Raw genomic sequence first — 16451 nt, 5'->3', positions numbered from 1 at the left:
GCGCGCGTGACGGCCGAACTGAACGAGGCGGTCGCCGCGGCGCAGGCGGGGGACGAGGAGGCGTTCCGGTTCCTCTACCGCAGCCTGCAACCCGCGCTGCTGCGCTACCTGACCGCCCTCGTCGGCGCCGACGCCGAGGACGTGGCCTCGGAGGCGTGGCTCCAGATCTCCCGCGACCTGCCGTCGTTCACCGGCGGCGAGTTCCGCGCCTGGGTGGTCACCATCGCCCGCAACCGGGCCATGGACCATCTGCGCCGGCAGCGGCGGCGGCCCTCCGTGCCGGTGCCGGTGCAGGCCCTCAACGACCTGGCCGCCGACGTCGACACCGCGGACCGGGCCGGTGAGGCCATCGCCACCGAGAGCGCGCTCGCGCTGATCCGTACGCTGCCGCCGGCCGAGGCCGAGGCGGTGATGCTGCGGGCCGTCATCGGCCTGGACGCGGAGACCGCCGGGCGGGTGCTGGGCCGGCGGGCCGGCGCGGTGCGCACCGCCGCGCACCGCGGCCTGCGCCGGCTCGCCGCGCTGCTGGAGCGCTCGGCGGCGCAGGCCGCGCCGGAGGACACCCGGGACGCCGTCGCGCCGCGTCCGCGGACCGAGCGCCAGGTGCCGCACGCGCCCGAGGCCGAGCCGGCGGAGGGCTGACGTGAGGGGAGACGACGGCATGCACGCTCGCCGGTCCGGCGGGCCCGCCGACCGGGCGGAATCCGACCGGCTGCTCGACGCCGCTCGCGCCGGCTCGCCGCCGGGCGCCGACGCCGACCCGCTGACCCGGCTGCTGTCCGCCGCGGCCGGACCGGCCGGCCCGGACGAGGCCGCCGGGGAGGAGCAGGCGCTCGCCGCCTTCCGGGCGGCCCGCGCCGGGACCGCGGCGGCGCCGGTGATCGCGCCGCGCCCGCGCCGGCGCCTGCGGGTCGCCGCCGCGGTGGCCGGGCTCGCCGCCACCGCCGTCGCCGGGGTGGCGTTCGCCGCCGTGCGCCTGGACCACGACCCCGAGCCGGTGGCGCCGCCCGCGACGACGGCCGCCCCCACCGGCGCCGGACCGACGGGCACCGGCCCCGCCGTCACCGGGCCGTCCCGGCCGGCGCCGAGCACCCCGGCCGGTGACGCGTCCGGCGCGGAATCCCCGCCGGCGCCGGCCCCGTCCGGTACGCCGAGCGCCAAGGGCCGGCCGCCCACGCCCCCGGCCGGTGGGGCGAGCCTGGCCGGCCACTGCCGCGCCTACCTGGCCAAGCCGGAACGACAGCGGGAGAAGGCGCTCACCAAGCCGGGCTTCGCCGGCCTGGTGGCCGCCGCCGGTGGCCCCGAGCAGGTGGAGAGCTACTGCCGCAACCTCGTGGGCGCGCCGCCGGGGGGCCCGGACGACGCGCCGGAGCCCGAGCCCCCGGGCCGGGAGACGGATGACTGAGCGGCGCGGCGCAATCAGATTCCGGACAAAAATTCATCTCTCCGGGCAAGCGGATCTCGTCTGCTAGACAGAGGATGGTGGGGCGGCGTCCCGTGCCGTCCCGGCCGGGCGCGTCGCGACGACGTCGTCGCCCATCGCCGAGGAGGAGCCGTCCCATGGTGATGTCGCCGGACCTGGACCGCGCAGTCGTCCTGGGGGACGAGGAGGCGGCCCGGGGCCACCTCGCCCGGATCTGCTTCAAGACCGGTCCACCCGCACTCGTCGGCGTCGAACTGGAATGGACCGTGCACGACGCCGCGGACCCGGCCCGGCCGGTCGACCGCGAGCGACTACGCGAGGCGCTGGGGCGGCACAGCCCGGTGACCCTCGACCCCACCAGCCCGGCCGACGAGCTCCGGCGCGGCGGCGCCGTGACCGTGGAGCCCGGCGGGCAGGTGGAGATCTCCGCCACGCCGCGATCGACTGTCGCCGCGCTCATCCTGGCCACCGAGGCCGACGTCGCCGAGCTGCGGGCCCGGCTGGACGCCGCCGGCCTGGTGCTCGGCCGTAGCGGCATCGACCCGTGGCGCCTTCCCCGGCCCGTCGTGGAGACCCCCCGGTACCGCGCCATGCGCTGCGCCTTCGACCGGCGCGGCCCGGCGGGACGGGCGATGATGTACAGCACCGCCGGGCTCCAGGTCTGCCTGGACGCGGGCGAGCCGGAGCACCTGGCACAGCGCTGGGCCGCCGCGCACGCCGTCGGCCCGCCGCTGCTCGCCGCCTTCGCCACCGCCGACCGGCACGCGGGCCGCCGCACCGGCTGGGCCTCCGCCCGGATAGCCACCTGGCTGGCCATCGACCCGGCCCGGACCCGTCCGGTGTGGTCGCCCGAGCGCGCCGACGAGGATCCGGTGGCGGCCTGGACCCGGTACGCGCTCGCCGCGCCGCTGCTGTGCGTACGCGGCGACGGCCCCGACTGGACCGCGCCGCCCGGCGTCACGTTCGCCGACTGGCTGGCCGGGGCGCTGCCCCGCCCGCCCACCACCGGCGACCTGGAATACCACCTCAGCACGCTGTTCCCGCCGGTACGCCCACGCGGTTACCTGGAGCTGCGCTACCTGGACACCCAGCCCGGCCCGGAGTGGACGGTGCCGCTGGCGGTGCTCACGGCGCTCTTCAGCGACCCGGCCACCACCCGGGACGCGCTGGCGGCGGCCGGCCCGGTCGCCGGCCGGTGGCGCGCGGCGGCCCGGTGCGGGCTGGCCGAGCGTCCCCTGGCGAGCGCCGCGGCGGCGCTGTTCGACCTGGCCCTGACGGCCCTGCCCCGGCTCGGCCTGCCGGAGGGCATCCACGACGAGACCGATCGAGCGATCCGGCGGCACCGCGCCGCCGCGGAGAGGGGACACCGGTGACCACCACCGAGCGACTACGTGACCGGATCGCCGCGGAACTGGAGCGGACCAGGGCCCGTACCGCGCTGCTGACCGACGCGGTGGACGACGACGACCTGGTGCGGCAGCACTCCACGCTGATGTCGCCGCTGGTCTGGGACCTGGCGCACGTCGGCAACCAGGAGGAGCTGTGGCTGGTCCGCGACGTCGGCGGCCGCGAACCGGTGCGCCACGACATCGACGACCTCTACGACGCGTTCAAGCAGCCCCGCAAGGACCGCCCGGCGCTGCCGCTGCTGCCGCCGGCCGAGGCCCGCGCGTACGTGCGTACGGTCCGCGACAAGGTGTTCGACCTGCTCGACGGCATCCGCTTCACCGAGCGTCCGCTCGTCGCCGACGGGTTCGCGTTCGGCATGATCGTGCAGCACGAGCAGCAGCACGACGAGACCATGCTCGCCACCCACCAGCTGCGCGCGGGCGCCCCGGTGCTGGACGCGCCGCCCCCGCCGGAGCCCCGGGCCCGGGTCGGCGGGGAGGTACGGGTGCCGGCCGGGCCGTTCACCATGGGCACCTCCACCGACCCGTGGGCGCTGGACAACGAGCGCCCGGCGCACACCGTCGACCTGCCCGCGTACGTCATCGACGCCGCGCCGGTGACGAACGGTCAGTACCGGGCGTTCATCGCCGACGGCGGGTACGACGAGCCGCGCTTGTGGAGCGAGGCGGGCTGGCGGCACCGCGTCGAGGCGGACCTGAGCGCGCCGATGCACTGGCGGCGCGACGGGGACGGCTGGGCGTACCGCCGGTTCGGCCGCTGGTCGCCGGTACGCGACGACGAGCCGGTGGTGCACGTCTGCTGGTACGAGGCGCAGGCGTACGCGGCGTGGGCCGGCAAGCGGCTGCCCACCGAGGCGGAGTGGGAGAAGGCGGCCCGCTGGGATCCGGTGACCGGCCGGTCCCGCCGCTACCCGTGGGGCGACGAGGACCCGATCGGCGAGCACGCCAACCTGGGGCAGCGGCACCTGTGGCCGGCGCCGGTGGGCGCGTACCCGGCGGGCGCCTCGCCGCTGGGCGTGCACCAGCTCGTCGGCGACGTGTGGGAGTGGACGTCCTCGCCGTTCCGGGGTCACCCGGGCTTCACCGCGTTCCCGTACCGGGAGTACTCGGAGGTCTTCTTCGGCGACGACCACCGGGTGCTACGGGGCGGCTCGTTCGGCACCGACCGGTCCGCCTGCCGGGGCACGTTCCGCAACTGGGACTACCCGATCCGGCGGCAGATCTTCAGCGGGTTCCGCTGCGCCCGTGACGCCGGCCCGGAGGAGTGAACCGGCCCGATGTGCCGTCACCTCGCGTACCTCGGTCCACCCGTGCTGCTGTCCAGCCTGCTGTTCGACCCGCCGTACGGGCTGCTGCGCCAGTCGTGGGCGCCGCGTGACATGCGCGGCGGCGGCACCATAAACGCCGACGGTTTCGGCGTCGCCTGGTACCCCGGCGACGGCGACCCGGTCCGCTACCGGCGGGCCCAGCCGATGTGGAGCGACACCACGCTGCCGGAGCTGACCGCCGTGACCCGGGTACGGGCGGTGCTGGCCGCGGTCCGCTCGGCCACCGTCGGCATGCCGCTGCACGAGACGGCGGCGGCGCCGTTCGCCGAGGGGCGGTGGCTGTTCAGCCACAACGGCGTGGTGCGGGGCTGGCCGGACACCCTGGTCCCGCTCGCTGCCGGCCTGCCCGTCCGCGACCTGATCACCCTGGACGTGCCGACCGACTCGGCGCTGCTGTGGGCGCTGGTCCGGCACCGGCTACGGGCCGGCGCGCCGCCGGACGAGGCGGTGGCGGACACCGTCGCGGCGGTGACCGCCGCCGCTCCCGGCTCCCGGCTGAACCTGCTGCTCACCGACGGTACGACGGTGGTGGCGAGCACGGCCGGTCACGCGCTGTCGGTGCGCCGCGGCCCGGACTCGGTGCTGCTGGCGTCCGAACCGTTCGACGACGACCCGGCCTGGCGGGCCGTGCCGGACGGCCGGCTCGTGGTGGCGACCACGGGCGGGCTCGACGTGCGGGACACGACCGCCGCCTGACGATCCGTACCCACCGCAAGAGAGGACACTCGATGAGCGCGGAGCCGCTGGAGATCCACCTGGAGCAGCAGGACCTCGACCGTGGGTTGCGGGAGGACGTACGGGTCGGGCTGGCCGCGACACCGAAGTGGCTGCCGCCGAAGTGGTTCTACGACGCCCGGGGCAGCGAGCTGTTCGAGGAGATCACCCGCCTGCCGGAGTACTACCCGACCCGCGCCGAGCGGGCGGTGCTGGCCGCGCACGCCGACGACGTGGCCACCATGACCGGCGCGAAGACGCTGATCGAGCTGGGTTCGGGCTCGTCGGAGAAGACCCGGCTGCTGCTCGACGCGTTCACCCGCCACGGCGACCTGGGCACGTTCGTGCCGCTGGACGTGTCGGTGAGCGCGTTGCGGTCGTCCACCGAGCAGATCGCCGCCGCGTACCCGGGGCTGCGGGTGCGGGGGATCGTCGGTGACTTCACCCGCCACCTGGACCGGCTGCCCACCGGCGGCCGGCGCCTGGTGGCGTTCCTCGGCGGCACGATCGGCAACCTGCTGCCGGTGGAACGGGCCGAGTTCCTCACCGCGATGCGCGCGGCGCTGGAGACCGGCGACTGGCTGCTGGTCGGCACCGACCTGGTCAAGGATCCGGGCGTGATCGTGCCCGCCTACGACGACGCGGCGGGCGTGACCGCCGAGTTCAACCGCAACGTGCTGCGGGTGATCAACCGTGAGCTGGGCGCGGACTTCGACGTCGACGCGTTCCGGCACGTGGCGGTCTGGGATCCCGAGCGGGAGTGGATCGAGATGCGGTTGCGCGCCGAGCACCCGGCCCGGGTGCGGGTGCTCGACACCGACGTGGTGTTCGCCGCCGGTGAGGAGCTGCGGACCGAGGTGTCGGCGAAGTTCCGGCCGGAGGGGATCGCGGCCGAGCTGACCGCCGCCGGGTTCGACAGGCGGGCGTTCTGGACCGACCCGGACGGGCTGTTCGGGGTGAGCCTGGCCCGCGCCGACTGAGGCCGCCGTGGCTCCGGCCACACCCGGTGACCGGGCCGGCCGGTGATCGGCTAGGCTGGCGGCGCGAAGGGGAGTAGCCCTCAATGTCGTGGTCGACACACTGGTGCGTTCCGCATCCGGCCACGCGGCCCCGGTCTCCGGGGCGGGCGAGACCTTCGACTCAGGCTGTCGCAGCCGGGTCGAGGGCGCCCCCGTTCCTCCTCCCGGCTTGATCGGGAAGGTTCACATGGAGGGTTTCCTCGTCGCGCTGGTGGTCAGCTTCGGCGTCATCTTCGTCGCCGAGCTGGGCGACAAGTCCCAGCTCATGGCTCTGACGTTCGCCACGCGGTTCAAGCCGGTGCCGGTGCTCATCGGCATCACGATCGCCACCGCCGTCGTCCACCTGGCCTCGGTCGCCATCGGGTACGGCCTGAACGCGGCCCTGCCCACCGACTGGATCTCGCTCATCGCCGGTCTGGCGTTCCTCGGCTTCGGTGCCTGGACGCTGCGCGGCGACAAGCTGACCGAGGAGGAGAAGCGCAAGGCCGAGCGCGGCGGCCGGTCCGCCGTCATCGCCGTCGGTGTGGCGTTCTTCCTGGCCGAGCTGGGCGACAAGACCATGCTCGCCACCATCACGCTGGCCACCAAGTACGGCTGGTTCGGCACCTGGCTCGGCTCGACGCTCGGCATGGTGGCTGCGGACGCGCTGGCGATCCTGGTGGGCCGGATGCTCGGCCGGCACCTGCCGGAGCGGACCATCCGCTACGGCGCGGCCGTGCTGTTCGCCATCTGCGGCCTCTGGCTGATCTTCGAGGCGGTCTCCGAGCTGACCTGACGTGCGTGGTGCGGCGGCGCCCGATGATCGGAGGGCGCTCCGGTGGGTAAGTAGCCCGGGTGAGCGCCGTGGCGGTGACCGCCCGGCGGAGGACGAATCGGCACGACCGGGAGGTTCCGCCCATGAGCAGGCACGACGAGCCCAACGAGTACGGCTTCGCCGGGGGCGCCACCGCGCCGGAGCCGCCGCCGGGCGGGCGCGAGGACGAGCAGGACCGCGCCGAGCAGGTGGCAGTGCCCGGTGACGACCTCACCGCGCCGGCCGCCGAGGCGCTCGAGGAACCGGAACGCAAGCGCGAGCCGCGGCCGGCCGAGCGCCGGCGCTGAGGCGTACCGCGTCGAGGGTGGCGGCGGGCGTGACCGGACGGTCGCGCCCGTCGCCCCGGTTCAGGCCGGGCCCTCCTGGTAGACGTCCGGTACGCCGTCACCGTCGGCGTCCCGGCTCTCCCGCTCGCTGATCCGCCGGTAGACCCGGTTGCGGCGGACCAGCACCACCGAGGCCAGCAGGGCGGAGATCAACGAGCCGAGCAGCACGGCCACCTTGACGCCGTCCTCCTCCGGGCTGCCGGCACCGAACGCCAGTTCGCCGATGAGCAGCGACACGGTGAAGCCGATGCCGGCCAGCAACGCCAGCCCGAGCAGGTCGGCCCAGGTGATCTCCTCGTCCAGTTCGGCCCGGGTGAACCGGGCGAGCAGGTACGTCGACCCGAACACGCCGATCACCTTGCCGAGCACCAGCCCGGCGGCCACCGCGATCACCACCGGGTTGGTCAGCACGCCGCCCACGTCCACGCCGACCAGCGTCACCCCGGCGGCGAAGAAGGCGAAGACCGGCACGGCCAGGCCGGCGGAGACCGGCCGCCAGCGGTGCTCCAGCCGCTCGGCCAGGCCGGGCGCGCCGTCGCGGCCGCGCAGCACCGGCACGGTGAAACCGAGCAGCACGCCCGCCACCGTGGCGTGCACGCCGGAGGCGTGCACGAGCGTCCAGGCGGCCATCGCCAGCGGGATCAGCGCCCACCACCAGGTCCGCCGGCGCTGCACGAGCAGCCCGAACGCGGCGATCGGCAGCAGTGCGCCGAGCAGCGGCAGCGGGTGGAACGCGTCGGTGTAGAAGACCGCGATGATGGTGATCGCGAAGAGGTCGTCGACCACCGCGAGGGTGAGCAGGAAGGCACGCAGCCCCTGCGGCAGGTGGGAGCTGATGACGGCGAGCACGGCGAGCGCGAAGGCGATGTCGGTGGCGGTCGGGATGGCCCATCCGCGCAGGCCGTCGCCGCCGGCGCTGAGCGTCACCGCCAGGTAGATCAGCGCCGGCGCGATCATGCCGCCGAGCGCGGCCACCACCGGCAGCGCGGCCCGCCGGGGGTCGCGCAGGTCACCGGCGACGAACTCGCGCTTGAGTTCCAGGCCGACCACGAAGAAGAAGATCGCCAGCAGCCCGTCGGCGGCCCAGGTGCGCAGGTCGAGGTCGAGGTGCAGCCCGGCACCGCCGGGCCACGGCACCCAGTGGCTCAGTTCGGCGTACGCGGCGCGCCACGGCGAGTTGGCCCAGACCAGGGCGAGCACCGCGCCGAGCAGCAGCAGGCCGCCGCCGACGGTCTCGGTGCGAAGCACGTCGGCCAGGAAGCGGGCCTCCGGCCAGGAGCGGCGGGACAGCAGGCGGGAGCGGGGCGGGGTGTGCTGGGGCATGCGGCGTCCGTTCGGAAGCTGGGGTCGGCGGAACCATCGCCGACCAGGCTTCCCGGCACACCGGGATCAACCCTAACGGGCGCCGCCACCCGCGGCGAGCCGAGCCGGCCGATGGGACGCCCGTCTCACCACTCGGGCGGAGCGTCCCCTCGGCCGGCGGGTCAGCGCTGCCCGGGCAGAGCCGGCAGGGAGGCCCCGACCGGGTCGCAGAACGCGGCCATCCGCTTGATCAGCTCGTCCGGGTCGGCGTACGGGTCGAGCCCGCGCACCTCGTCCGGGTCCAGCTCGGGCACCGGGACGTGGGAGATCAGCGGGTGCAGCGGCCGGGTGTCCACCTCGTCGGCGCCGAACAGGTGCTCGTGCAGCTTCTCGCCCGGGCGCAGACCGGTGAAGACGATCTCCACCGGACGGTCCGCCTCGGCGGCCAGCCGGCGGGCCACGTCGGCGATCCGGACCGGCTCACCCATGTCGAGCACCAGCGCCTCACCGCCGCGGCCGATCGTGGCGGCCTGGAGCACCAGGTGCACCGCCTCCTGGACGGTCATGAAGTAGCGGGTCACGTCGGGGTGGGTGACAGTCACCGGCACCCCGGCCCGGATCTGCGCCTGGAACGCGGTGAGCACCGAACCGCGGCTGCTGAGCACGTTGCCGAACCGGACGCTGAGGTATCTGCCGTTCAGGCGCTGCGCGTGGTACGCGGTGAGCCGCTCGGTGATCCGCTTGGAGTAGCCGAGGACGCTGACCGGGTTCGCCGCCTTGTCGGTGGAGATGTTCACGAACTCGGCGACGTCCCGGCACGCCTCCAGCACGTTCAACGTACCCAGGATGTTGGTCTTGATCGCCTCACCGGGATGGCGCTGCAGCAGCGTGAGGTGCTTGAGCGCGGCGGCGTGGAACACCACGTCGGGCTGCCGGTCGGCGATCACCCGGGCGATCCCCTCGGCGTCGCGGATGTCGGCCAGGATCAGCTCCGGCCCGTCCAGCAGCGCGCGCCCGTGCAGGGACATCTGCAGCGCGTGCAGCGCGGACTCGTCCCGGTCGAGCATCATCAGCTCGTCCGGCTCGCAGCGGGCGATCTGCCGGCACAGTTCCGAGCCGATCGAGCCGCCGGCACCGGTGACGAGCACCCGGCGCCCGGCCAGCCCGCCGCGCTCCACGCTCAGCTCGGCCACCCGGTGCGCGCGGCCCAGCAGGTCGGTGAGCTGAAGATCGCGGACGTCGGTGGCGGCCACCGGGCGGTCGAGGACCTCGCGGACCGGCGGCAGGACCTTGAACGCCGCCCCGGCCTCCAGCGTGCGGGTGCGGACGTCGCGCAGCAGCTGCGGGTCGGAGCCGCTCATCGAGAAGATGACGGTGCTCGCCCGGGTGGCCCGGACGGCGACGCCGATCTGCTCCCGGCCGCCGAGCACGCGCAGCCCTTCCAGCCGCAGGCCGCGGCTCTCGGGCGCGTCGTCGAGCAGGCCCACCGGCCGGTAGCTGCTGTCCGCGTCGTGCAGCAGCACCCGGACGAGGCGTTCGCTCGCCGTGTCCACCCCGTAGACCAGGCAGCGCTCGGCGTGTCCCGCGTTCGGCGGCCGGCGGTCGGCGTAGCCCCGCCAGAGTCCGCGGGCGGTCGCCATCACCACGAGTGCCACCGCACCGCCGACCAGCGGCGTGCTGGCCGGGACCGGGTGCTCCGTCCACGGCAGCAGGGCGACGAAGCCGACCGCCGCGACGAGCGCGACGGTGGCGGCCAGGCCCCGCGCGTCGCCGGCGCTGCCGATCGGGTACCGGCCGTAGAGCCAGGACCGCAGCAGCGTGAGCGCGGCGTACAGCGCGGCGCAGGCCAGCGCCAGGCCGAGCGTACGGGCGCTCGCGGCGGCGGTGAGGTCGAATTCGTACCGCGTCCAGGCGGCGCCGAGAAAACCTCCGCACCACGCGGCCGTGTCCAGCGTTAACAGGGAAAGGGTGGCGGCGCGGTGGGTGATCCGGCCGGGGGGTCGAACGGCTGTGATCGCATCACGATCCATGGGCTGCCCTCTACGTCCTATCCGTATTGAAAGGATTAGACCGTCTGTGCCTGTTCGGTCGTTTACTGTCGTCCAGTCACGTAACGTCGTGAATAGGCGATTCGATCCTGGCACGGCGACTGGGGTTTTTAGGGGGCTTTCGTGCAGTTTCATCGGCAGACCGGCGTGTCGCGAGGGGGAGCGTGATGGACGTTCTCGGCTACCTGCGCCTGGTCCGACGCCACTGGTGGATCGTGCTGGTGACGGTGATGCTCGGTCTGGGCGCCGCCGCGCTGGTGACGGTCCGGACCCCGCCTCGGTACGAGGCCTCGGTGACCTTCTTCGTCACCACGCCCAGCCAGGGGGTCACCGACGCCTACCAGGGCGGACTCTTCCTCCAGCAGCGGGTGAAGTCCTACGGTGACCTGCTCACCAGCGACCGGCTGGCGCAGAGCGTGGTGGCCGACGCGCCGCTCGGCCTCACCGCCGACCAGGTGCGCAGCCGGATCCAGACCACCGCCACGACCGGCACGGTCCTGCTCAAGGCGACGATCACCGACACCGACCAGACCCGGGCGCTGAAGACCACCGAGACGCTCGCGACGAAGTTCACCGAGCTGGTCCGCAAGGTCGAGACGCCGCCGGACGGCAAGGCCCCACCCATCAAGATCGAGGTGGTAAGCGGTCCCCGGGTCACCTCCAACCCGGTCTCGCCCCAGCCCACCCGCAACCTGGTCCTGGGCGGCGTGCTCGGCCTGCTGCTCGGCGCCGGCCTGGCAGTGCTGCGCGGGGTGGCCGACGTCCGGATGCGCGACGGCGCCGGGCTGCAACGGGTGACCGGCAGCCCGCTGCTCGGCGAGATCCCGTACGAGACCGGTGCGCGGTCCGCGCCGCTGATCGTCGGCGAGGCGGCCACCTCCGCCCGGGCCGAGGCGGTCCGCAAGCTGCGCACCAACCTGCGCTTCGTGGACGTGCACGAGCCGGCCCGGGTCATCGCGGTGACCAGCGCGCTGCAGGGCGAGGGCAAGACCACGATGGCCTGCAACACCGCCATCGCGCTGGCCGAGGCGGGCTGGCGGGTACTGCTGATCGACGCCGACCTGCGCCGCCCCAAGGTCGCCGACTACCTCGGGCTCGACGGCGGTGTCGGCCTCACCGACGTGCTCGTCGGCGACGTCCAGGTCGGTGACGTGGTGCAGCGCTGGGGCGAGAAGTCCCTGCTGGTGCTGCCCAGCGGCGCCACCCCGCCCAACCCGAGCGAGCTGCTCGGCTCCAAGTCCATGGCGGACCTGCTGGTCGCGCTGCGGGACTCGGCGGACATCGTGGTCATCGACACCGCCCCGCTGCTGGCGGTCACCGACGGTGTGGTGGTGGCCGTGCAGGCCGACGGCGCGCTGCTGGTGACCCAGCAGGGGCGTACCTCCCGCAGTCAGGTCGCCGCGGCGGCGCACGCGCTCAGCTCGGTCTCGGTGCGCCTGCTCGGCTGCGTGCTCAACATGGCCAAGGTGGCGAAGGCGGACGCCTACCAGTACGAGGCGTACAAGGTGGTCGTGCCGCCCGCGGCACCCTCCGTACCGGCCGACCGGGCCGGCACCCGGCGGGGCGCGAAGGCCGTGGGCGACCGGACGCAGGAACTCACCCGGCTGTCGCGATGAGTGCGAGCACGGGCCGGATCGACCGTTCGATCTCCTCGGCACAGCGCCGGAAGTCGGCGGGCGAACCGCCGATCGGGTCGCGCAGGTCCTCCGCGCCGGGGGCGGCGGGTTGCAGCCGCCCCCGGGCGCGGACCGCGGCCGACACCGCCGCCCGCAACGGCGTGCCCGCGTCCGCCTCGGCCTCGGCGGGGCGGGCCTCGGCGGCCAGCCGGGCGAACTGCCGCAGCGTGAAGGTCCGGGTCAGCGCGGCCGGCGCCAGCGAGGTGCAGGCCGAGCGTTGCCGGCGGGTCGCGGTCAGTACCAGCGCCGCACCGGTCAGGTGCTCGGCACGCAGCCGGCGGGTGCGGAAGGCCGCCGGGTCCGCGCCGGCGGCCGCGGTCACCTCGACCGCGTACGGGTGCATGGCCGCCCCGTCGATCGCGTCGGTTCCCGCGCTGGCCACCGCCAGCGGCAGGCCGGCCAGCATCCGGCGGGCGATGAACTCCGCCATCGGTGACCGGCACATGTTCGCGTGGCAGACGAAGAGCACCTCGTCGACCATCTGCACCCCTCTCGTCGGCACGGTCGCGACGGAGGGTGCCGCGACGGCGTTCTTCCGGCGGTCGCGGCCGGACGCAGAGGGGATGCGGGAATGGTACGCGGTGCGGCGCCCGGCCGTCCGGAAAGCCGCGCCGGGAGCGCGGTCATGAGGGTCGGCATCCTCACCTACCACTTCCCGCCGGAGCCGGCGTTCGTCCCGGGCAGCCTGGCCGAGGAGCTGGTGGCCCGGGGGCACGAGGTACGGGTGCTCACCGGATTCCCGGACTACCCGGGCGGCCACGTCTATCCCGGCTGGCGGCAGCGCTGGCGGCACCAGACGCACAGCGAGCGGCTGACCGTGCGCCGGGTGCCCCGGTACGCCGCGGGCGACGGCTCCGCGCGTGCCCGTACCGCGAGCTGGCTGTCCTTCGCCGGCAGCGCCGCGCTCGCCGGCCGGGGCCTGCTGCGCGGGGTCGACGCGCTCTACGTCTACGGGCACCCGGCGGTCACATTCGCCGCCACCGGGCTGCTGCGGCTGCTCGGCCGTACGCCGACGGTCCTGCACGTGCAGGACGTGTGGACGGAGCGGGACGGTCGCGCGGCGCCGGACGGCGGGTGGTCCGCGCGGCTGGAGGCGGCCTCCCGCCGCCTCCACCGGGAGGCGGCGGTGGTGGCCGTCGGTTCACCGTCCATGGCGGATCTGGTCCGTGCTGCCGGGGCCGACCCGGACCGGGTGCGCGCGGCGCCGAACTGGACCGACGAGCGCATCTTCCGCCCCACCCAGGCCGGTCCGGCGGTGCGGCGGCTGGTCCGCCGGGACGACCGCTGCGTGGTGATGCACGCCGGGACGATCGGCGCGCGCCAGGATCTGGAGACGGCGGTCCGGGCGGCCGCCGCGCTCGGCGACCGGATGGATCTGGTGCTCGTCGGCTCCGGTCCGCAGGAGCGGCGGGTGCGGGGGCTCGCCGCCGACCTCGGCGCGGACAACGTCAGGTTCCTGGAGCGACGGTCAGCGGTGGACATGCCGCAGCTGTACGCCGCCGCCGACTACCAGCTCGTGGCCCAGCGCGACCTGCCGGAGCTGCGGGGCCGGGTGCCCGGCAAGCTCCAGGCCGCGCTCTCCTGCGCCGCGCCGGTGGTCGCCTCCGCGGCGGGGGAGACGGCGGAGCTGGTGGAGCGGGCCCGCGCCGGCCTGTCCTGCCCGCCGGAGGACTGGGCGGCACTGGCCGACCGCTTCTGGCTGGCCGCCGCGATCCCGCCGGCCGCCCGGCTCGACATGGGCAGACGGGGCCGCGACGCGTACCTGCGGGACATGTCGATGCGAGCCGGGGTCGATCGGATCGAGGCGCTGCTGCACGAGGCGGCCGCGTGGTCCTCGAACCGAACAAACCTCGCACACAGCCGATGAATTACCAGAGTGTCGAATAACGCCTCGAAAAGGCTCTTTCACGTGCTAAAAAGCATTCGATCGCGAATTGTGTCCGATTCGACCGACACGTAGGGGGAAATCCGTGACCGGACCTGGTGCCACGCCCGGCCGGCGGCGCCGCTCGCGGCGGCGTCGGCGCGCCCGGGTCCGCCGGATCCTGCTGACCGGGCTGGTCGTCGTGTCGGTGCTGCTCAGCGCCGGCGGCTGGGTCGCGTTCCGGGGCTGGCAGGCCCGCGCCCACCTGGTGAACGCCGCCGGGCTGGCCCGGGAACTCAGCGCCCAGGTGCTCGACGGCGACGTGACCCGCGCCCAGCGCACGCTCGCCGCGTTGCAGGAGCAGGCCGCCGCCGCGCGCGGCGAGACCGGCGACCCGGTGTGGTGGGTGGGCCAGCAGACGCCGTACGCGGGGGACAACCTGGCCGCGGTCCGGCAGATCTCGGTGGCGGTGGACGACCTGGCCCGGCTCGCGTTCCCCACGCTGCTGCGCGTCGACCTCGCCTCGCTGGTGCCGAAGCAGGGCAAGCTGGATCTGGCCCGCCTGCGTGCCGTCTCGGCCGAGGTGTCCGCCGCCGACCAGGCCGTGCGCCGCACCGCCGACCGGCTGCGGCAGGTGCCCACCGGCGACCTCGTGACGCAGGTACGCGACGCGGTCGTCGCGCTGCGCACCGAGCTGGACCAGCTCGGCGAGCTGACCTCGGCCGCCGACCGGGGCGCCCGGCTGCTGCCGCCGCTGCTCGGCGCGGACGGGCCGCGCACCTACCTGCTGGTCTCGCAGAACCCGGCCGAGCTGCGCGCCACCGGCGGCATGTTCGGCGCGTACGCCGTGCTGCGCGCCGAGGGCGGCCGGATCCGCCTGGTGAAGCAGGGCAGCTCGTCCGAACTGGGGTCCTTCGACCCGCCGCTGAAGGTCGACGAGGAGGCGAAGCGGCTCTGGGGCGAGCTGCCGGGCCTCTATCCGGCGGACGTGAACCTCACCCCGGACTTCCCGGCCGCCGCCGCGCTCTACCGGGAGATGGTGCGCCGCCGGACCGGCACCACAGTGGACGGGGTGCTGGCGGTGGACCCGGTGGTCCTGTCGTACCTGCTCGGCGTGGTGGGTCCGGTGAACGTGCCGGACGGGCCGTCGCTGGCCGCCGCCACCGCGGTACGGACGCTGCTCAGTGACTCGTACCGGGATCTGGACACGAAGGACCAGGACGAGTTCTTCAGCAGATCGGCGTCGGGCGTCTTCGACACGCTGTTCACCAAGACGGTAGACCCGAGGGCGCTTTTGACCGTTTTTACCAGTTCAATCAATGAACGTCGGATATTGTTCTGGAGTGTCCGATCTGAGGAGCAACGCGCACTGGCCGGCAGCCGGCTGGCCGGTCAACTCCCGGAGAAGGACACCGTGCCGACCGTCGGCGTGTTCCTCAACGACGGCAGCGGCGCGAAGCTCGGCTACTACCTCAGGTTCTCGGCCACCGTGACGGTCGGCGAATGCCACCCGGACGGGCGCCGCGAGCTGCGGCTGCGGGTCACGGTGCACTCCGCCGCCCCCAAGTCGGGCCTGAGCAAGTCGGTCACCGGACTGGCCCTGGCCGGCGACAAGTACACCGCACGCACCTTCGTCTCCGTGCACACGCCCACCGGCGGGGCCGTGCTCACCGGCCGGCTGGACGGACGGGACACCGCGATGGGCAGTGGCACCCACGGCCGCCGCCAGGTCGCGGTGGCGAACGTGGAGACCCGACCGGGGCAGACCCGGACGCTCGACGTCACGGTGCTCACCGGCCAGACCGGCGCCGGGACTGCCGAACTGGTGCACACGCCCACCGTCACCCCATGGACCACCCAAGTAGTCAACGCACCAAGCTGTGAACAGTAGGAGGGAAACCATCATGCGGCTATCCCGCATCATCATGGCGCTCACGGTGGGCCTGGCCGTAGCGGCCGTGCCGACCGCGGCCGGGGCGGCACAGCCGCAGCCCCCGGTCTACCCGCCCGAGGTCGCGTCGCTGACCGTCTCACCGACCACCATCCGGCTCGGCGAGACGTTCACCCTGCGGGGTTCGAACTTCGCGCCGAACGAGTCGGTGCGCATCGACGTGGCGATCACGGGCCTGCCCGCGGCCGCCCCGGCCGAGGGGACCGCGCGGCGCAGCGACGGCAGCACGGTGGCGATGGCGCCCGTCGCCTACACGCCGAACCGTGCCCAGCCGCAGCCCGCACCGACCACGTTCACCGTGACGGCCGACGCCAGCGGCAAGTTCACCGTCACCTACCGGCCGACCCGGCCGGGCCGGTACACGTTCACCGCCACCGGTCTGACGTCCGGGCGGATCGCGAGCGCGACCGGAACCGTCCTGCCGCCGCGGCCGACCCGCTCGCCGCACCACGGCGGGCTGCCGGTCACCGGCGACAGCATCGGCACGCCGCTGAAGCTCGGTGGGGGCCTCGCCGCCGCCGGTGCGGTGCTGCTGCTGGCCTCGATGGCCTGGCGTCGCCGTCGCCTCGGCTGATCC

At 74.5% G+C, this 16451-nt stretch carries 15 protein-coding genes; 12 read left to right on the top strand and 3 right to left on the bottom strand.

The annotated features are described in order from the left end of the window. Positions 1–6: 6 nt before the first annotated feature. The 8 genes from NMK34_RS16995 (at position 7) to NMK34_RS16960 (ending at position 6994) form a co-directional block, all read left to right on the top strand. Entirely contained in the window at positions 7–642 is a 636-nt protein-coding gene (locus tag NMK34_RS16995) for an RNA polymerase sigma factor (protein ID WP_262011675.1), read from the top strand. Position 643: 1 nt separating this feature from the next. Further along, a complete protein-coding gene (locus NMK34_RS16990) occupies positions 644–1405 on the top strand; it encodes a hypothetical protein (RefSeq protein ID WP_318334238.1) in 762 nt (253 codons plus the stop codon). Between the two features lie 155 nt (positions 1406–1560). Next, on the top strand, positions 1561–2796 hold the full coding sequence (egtA, locus tag NMK34_RS16985) for an ergothioneine biosynthesis glutamate--cysteine ligase EgtA (protein WP_318334237.1): 1236 nt from the start codon (positions 1561–1563) through the stop codon (positions 2794–2796). Then, positions 2793–4100, top strand: coding sequence for an ergothioneine biosynthesis protein EgtB (egtB, locus tag NMK34_RS16980; protein ID WP_318334236.1), 1308 nt, complete (start codon positions 2793–2795; stop codon positions 4098–4100). Before egtA ends, egtB begins: the two co-directional genes overlap by 4 nt. Before the next feature lie 9 nt (positions 4101–4109). Beyond that, complete coding sequence (egtC, locus tag NMK34_RS16975) at positions 4110–4856, top strand: ergothioneine biosynthesis protein EgtC (RefSeq protein ID WP_318334235.1); 747 nt, start codon at positions 4110–4112, stop codon at positions 4854–4856. Positions 4857–4888: 32 nt separating this feature from the next. Beyond that, positions 4889–5854, top strand: coding sequence for an L-histidine N(alpha)-methyltransferase (gene egtD / locus NMK34_RS16970; protein WP_318334234.1), 966 nt, complete (start codon positions 4889–4891; stop codon positions 5852–5854). 226 nt (positions 5855–6080) lie between these two features. Further along, positions 6081–6668 carry a TMEM165/GDT1 family protein gene (locus NMK34_RS16965; protein WP_128137940.1) on the top strand — a complete coding sequence of 196 codons (588 nt, stop codon included), beginning with the start codon at positions 6081–6083 and terminating at the stop codon, positions 6666–6668. A 122-nt stretch (positions 6669–6790) separates the two neighbouring features. Next, positions 6791–6994 (top strand): hypothetical protein, encoded by a 204-nt coding sequence (locus tag NMK34_RS16960; RefSeq protein ID WP_013286558.1) that lies wholly within the window; start codon positions 6791–6793, stop codon positions 6992–6994. A gap of 60 nt (positions 6995–7054) precedes the next feature. On the opposite strand, the gene nhaA is transcribed toward NMK34_RS16960, so the two are convergent. Together nhaA and NMK34_RS16950 are read right to left on the bottom strand one after the other, a co-directional pair. Next, complete coding sequence (nhaA, locus tag NMK34_RS16955) at positions 7055–8356, bottom strand: Na+/H+ antiporter NhaA (RefSeq protein ID WP_318334233.1); 1302 nt, start codon at positions 8354–8356, stop codon at positions 7055–7057. Between the two features lie 161 nt (positions 8357–8517). Next, entirely contained in the window at positions 8518–10365 is a 1848-nt protein-coding gene (locus tag NMK34_RS16950; RefSeq protein WP_318334232.1) for a nucleoside-diphosphate sugar epimerase/dehydratase, read from the bottom strand. 185 nt (positions 10366–10550) lie between these two features. On the opposite strand from NMK34_RS16950, the gene NMK34_RS16945 reads away from it, so the two are divergent. Further along, entirely contained in the window at positions 10551–11999 is a 1449-nt protein-coding gene (locus NMK34_RS16945; RefSeq protein WP_318334231.1) for a polysaccharide biosynthesis tyrosine autokinase, read from the top strand. Here NMK34_RS16945 and NMK34_RS16940 read toward each other — a convergent pair. Next, positions 11980–12561: a low molecular weight phosphatase family protein gene (locus NMK34_RS16940; protein ID WP_318334230.1), complete on the bottom strand. Its 582-nt coding sequence runs from the start codon at positions 12559–12561 to the stop codon at positions 11980–11982. The genes NMK34_RS16945 and NMK34_RS16940 overlap by 20 nt on opposite strands. A gap of 123 nt (positions 12562–12684) precedes the next feature. Between NMK34_RS16940 and NMK34_RS16935 the strand changes: the two genes are divergently transcribed. The 3 genes from NMK34_RS16935 (at position 12685) to NMK34_RS16925 (ending at position 16448) form a co-directional block, all read left to right on the top strand. Further along, positions 12685–13926 carry a glycosyltransferase family 4 protein gene (locus NMK34_RS16935; RefSeq protein ID WP_318334229.1) on the top strand — a complete coding sequence of 414 codons (1242 nt, stop codon included), beginning with the start codon at positions 12685–12687 and terminating at the stop codon, positions 13924–13926. Positions 13927–14029: 103 nt separating this feature from the next. Next, complete coding sequence (locus NMK34_RS16930; protein WP_318334228.1) at positions 14030–15814, top strand: DUF4012 domain-containing protein; 1785 nt, start codon at positions 14030–14032, stop codon at positions 15812–15814. A gap of 13 nt (positions 15815–15827) precedes the next feature. Beyond that, complete coding sequence (locus tag NMK34_RS16925) at positions 15828–16448, top strand: hypothetical protein (RefSeq protein ID WP_318334227.1); 621 nt, start codon at positions 15828–15830, stop codon at positions 16446–16448. The last annotated feature ends 3 nt before the right edge of the window (positions 16449–16451 follow it).

It is taken from the genome of Micromonospora sp. BRA006-A (assembly GCF_033433935.1).
In the GTDB taxonomy this organism is placed as follows: domain Bacteria; phylum Actinomycetota; class Actinomycetes; order Mycobacteriales; family Micromonosporaceae; genus Micromonospora; species Micromonospora aurantiaca.
This window is presented reverse-complemented; position numbering and strand designations above follow the sequence as displayed.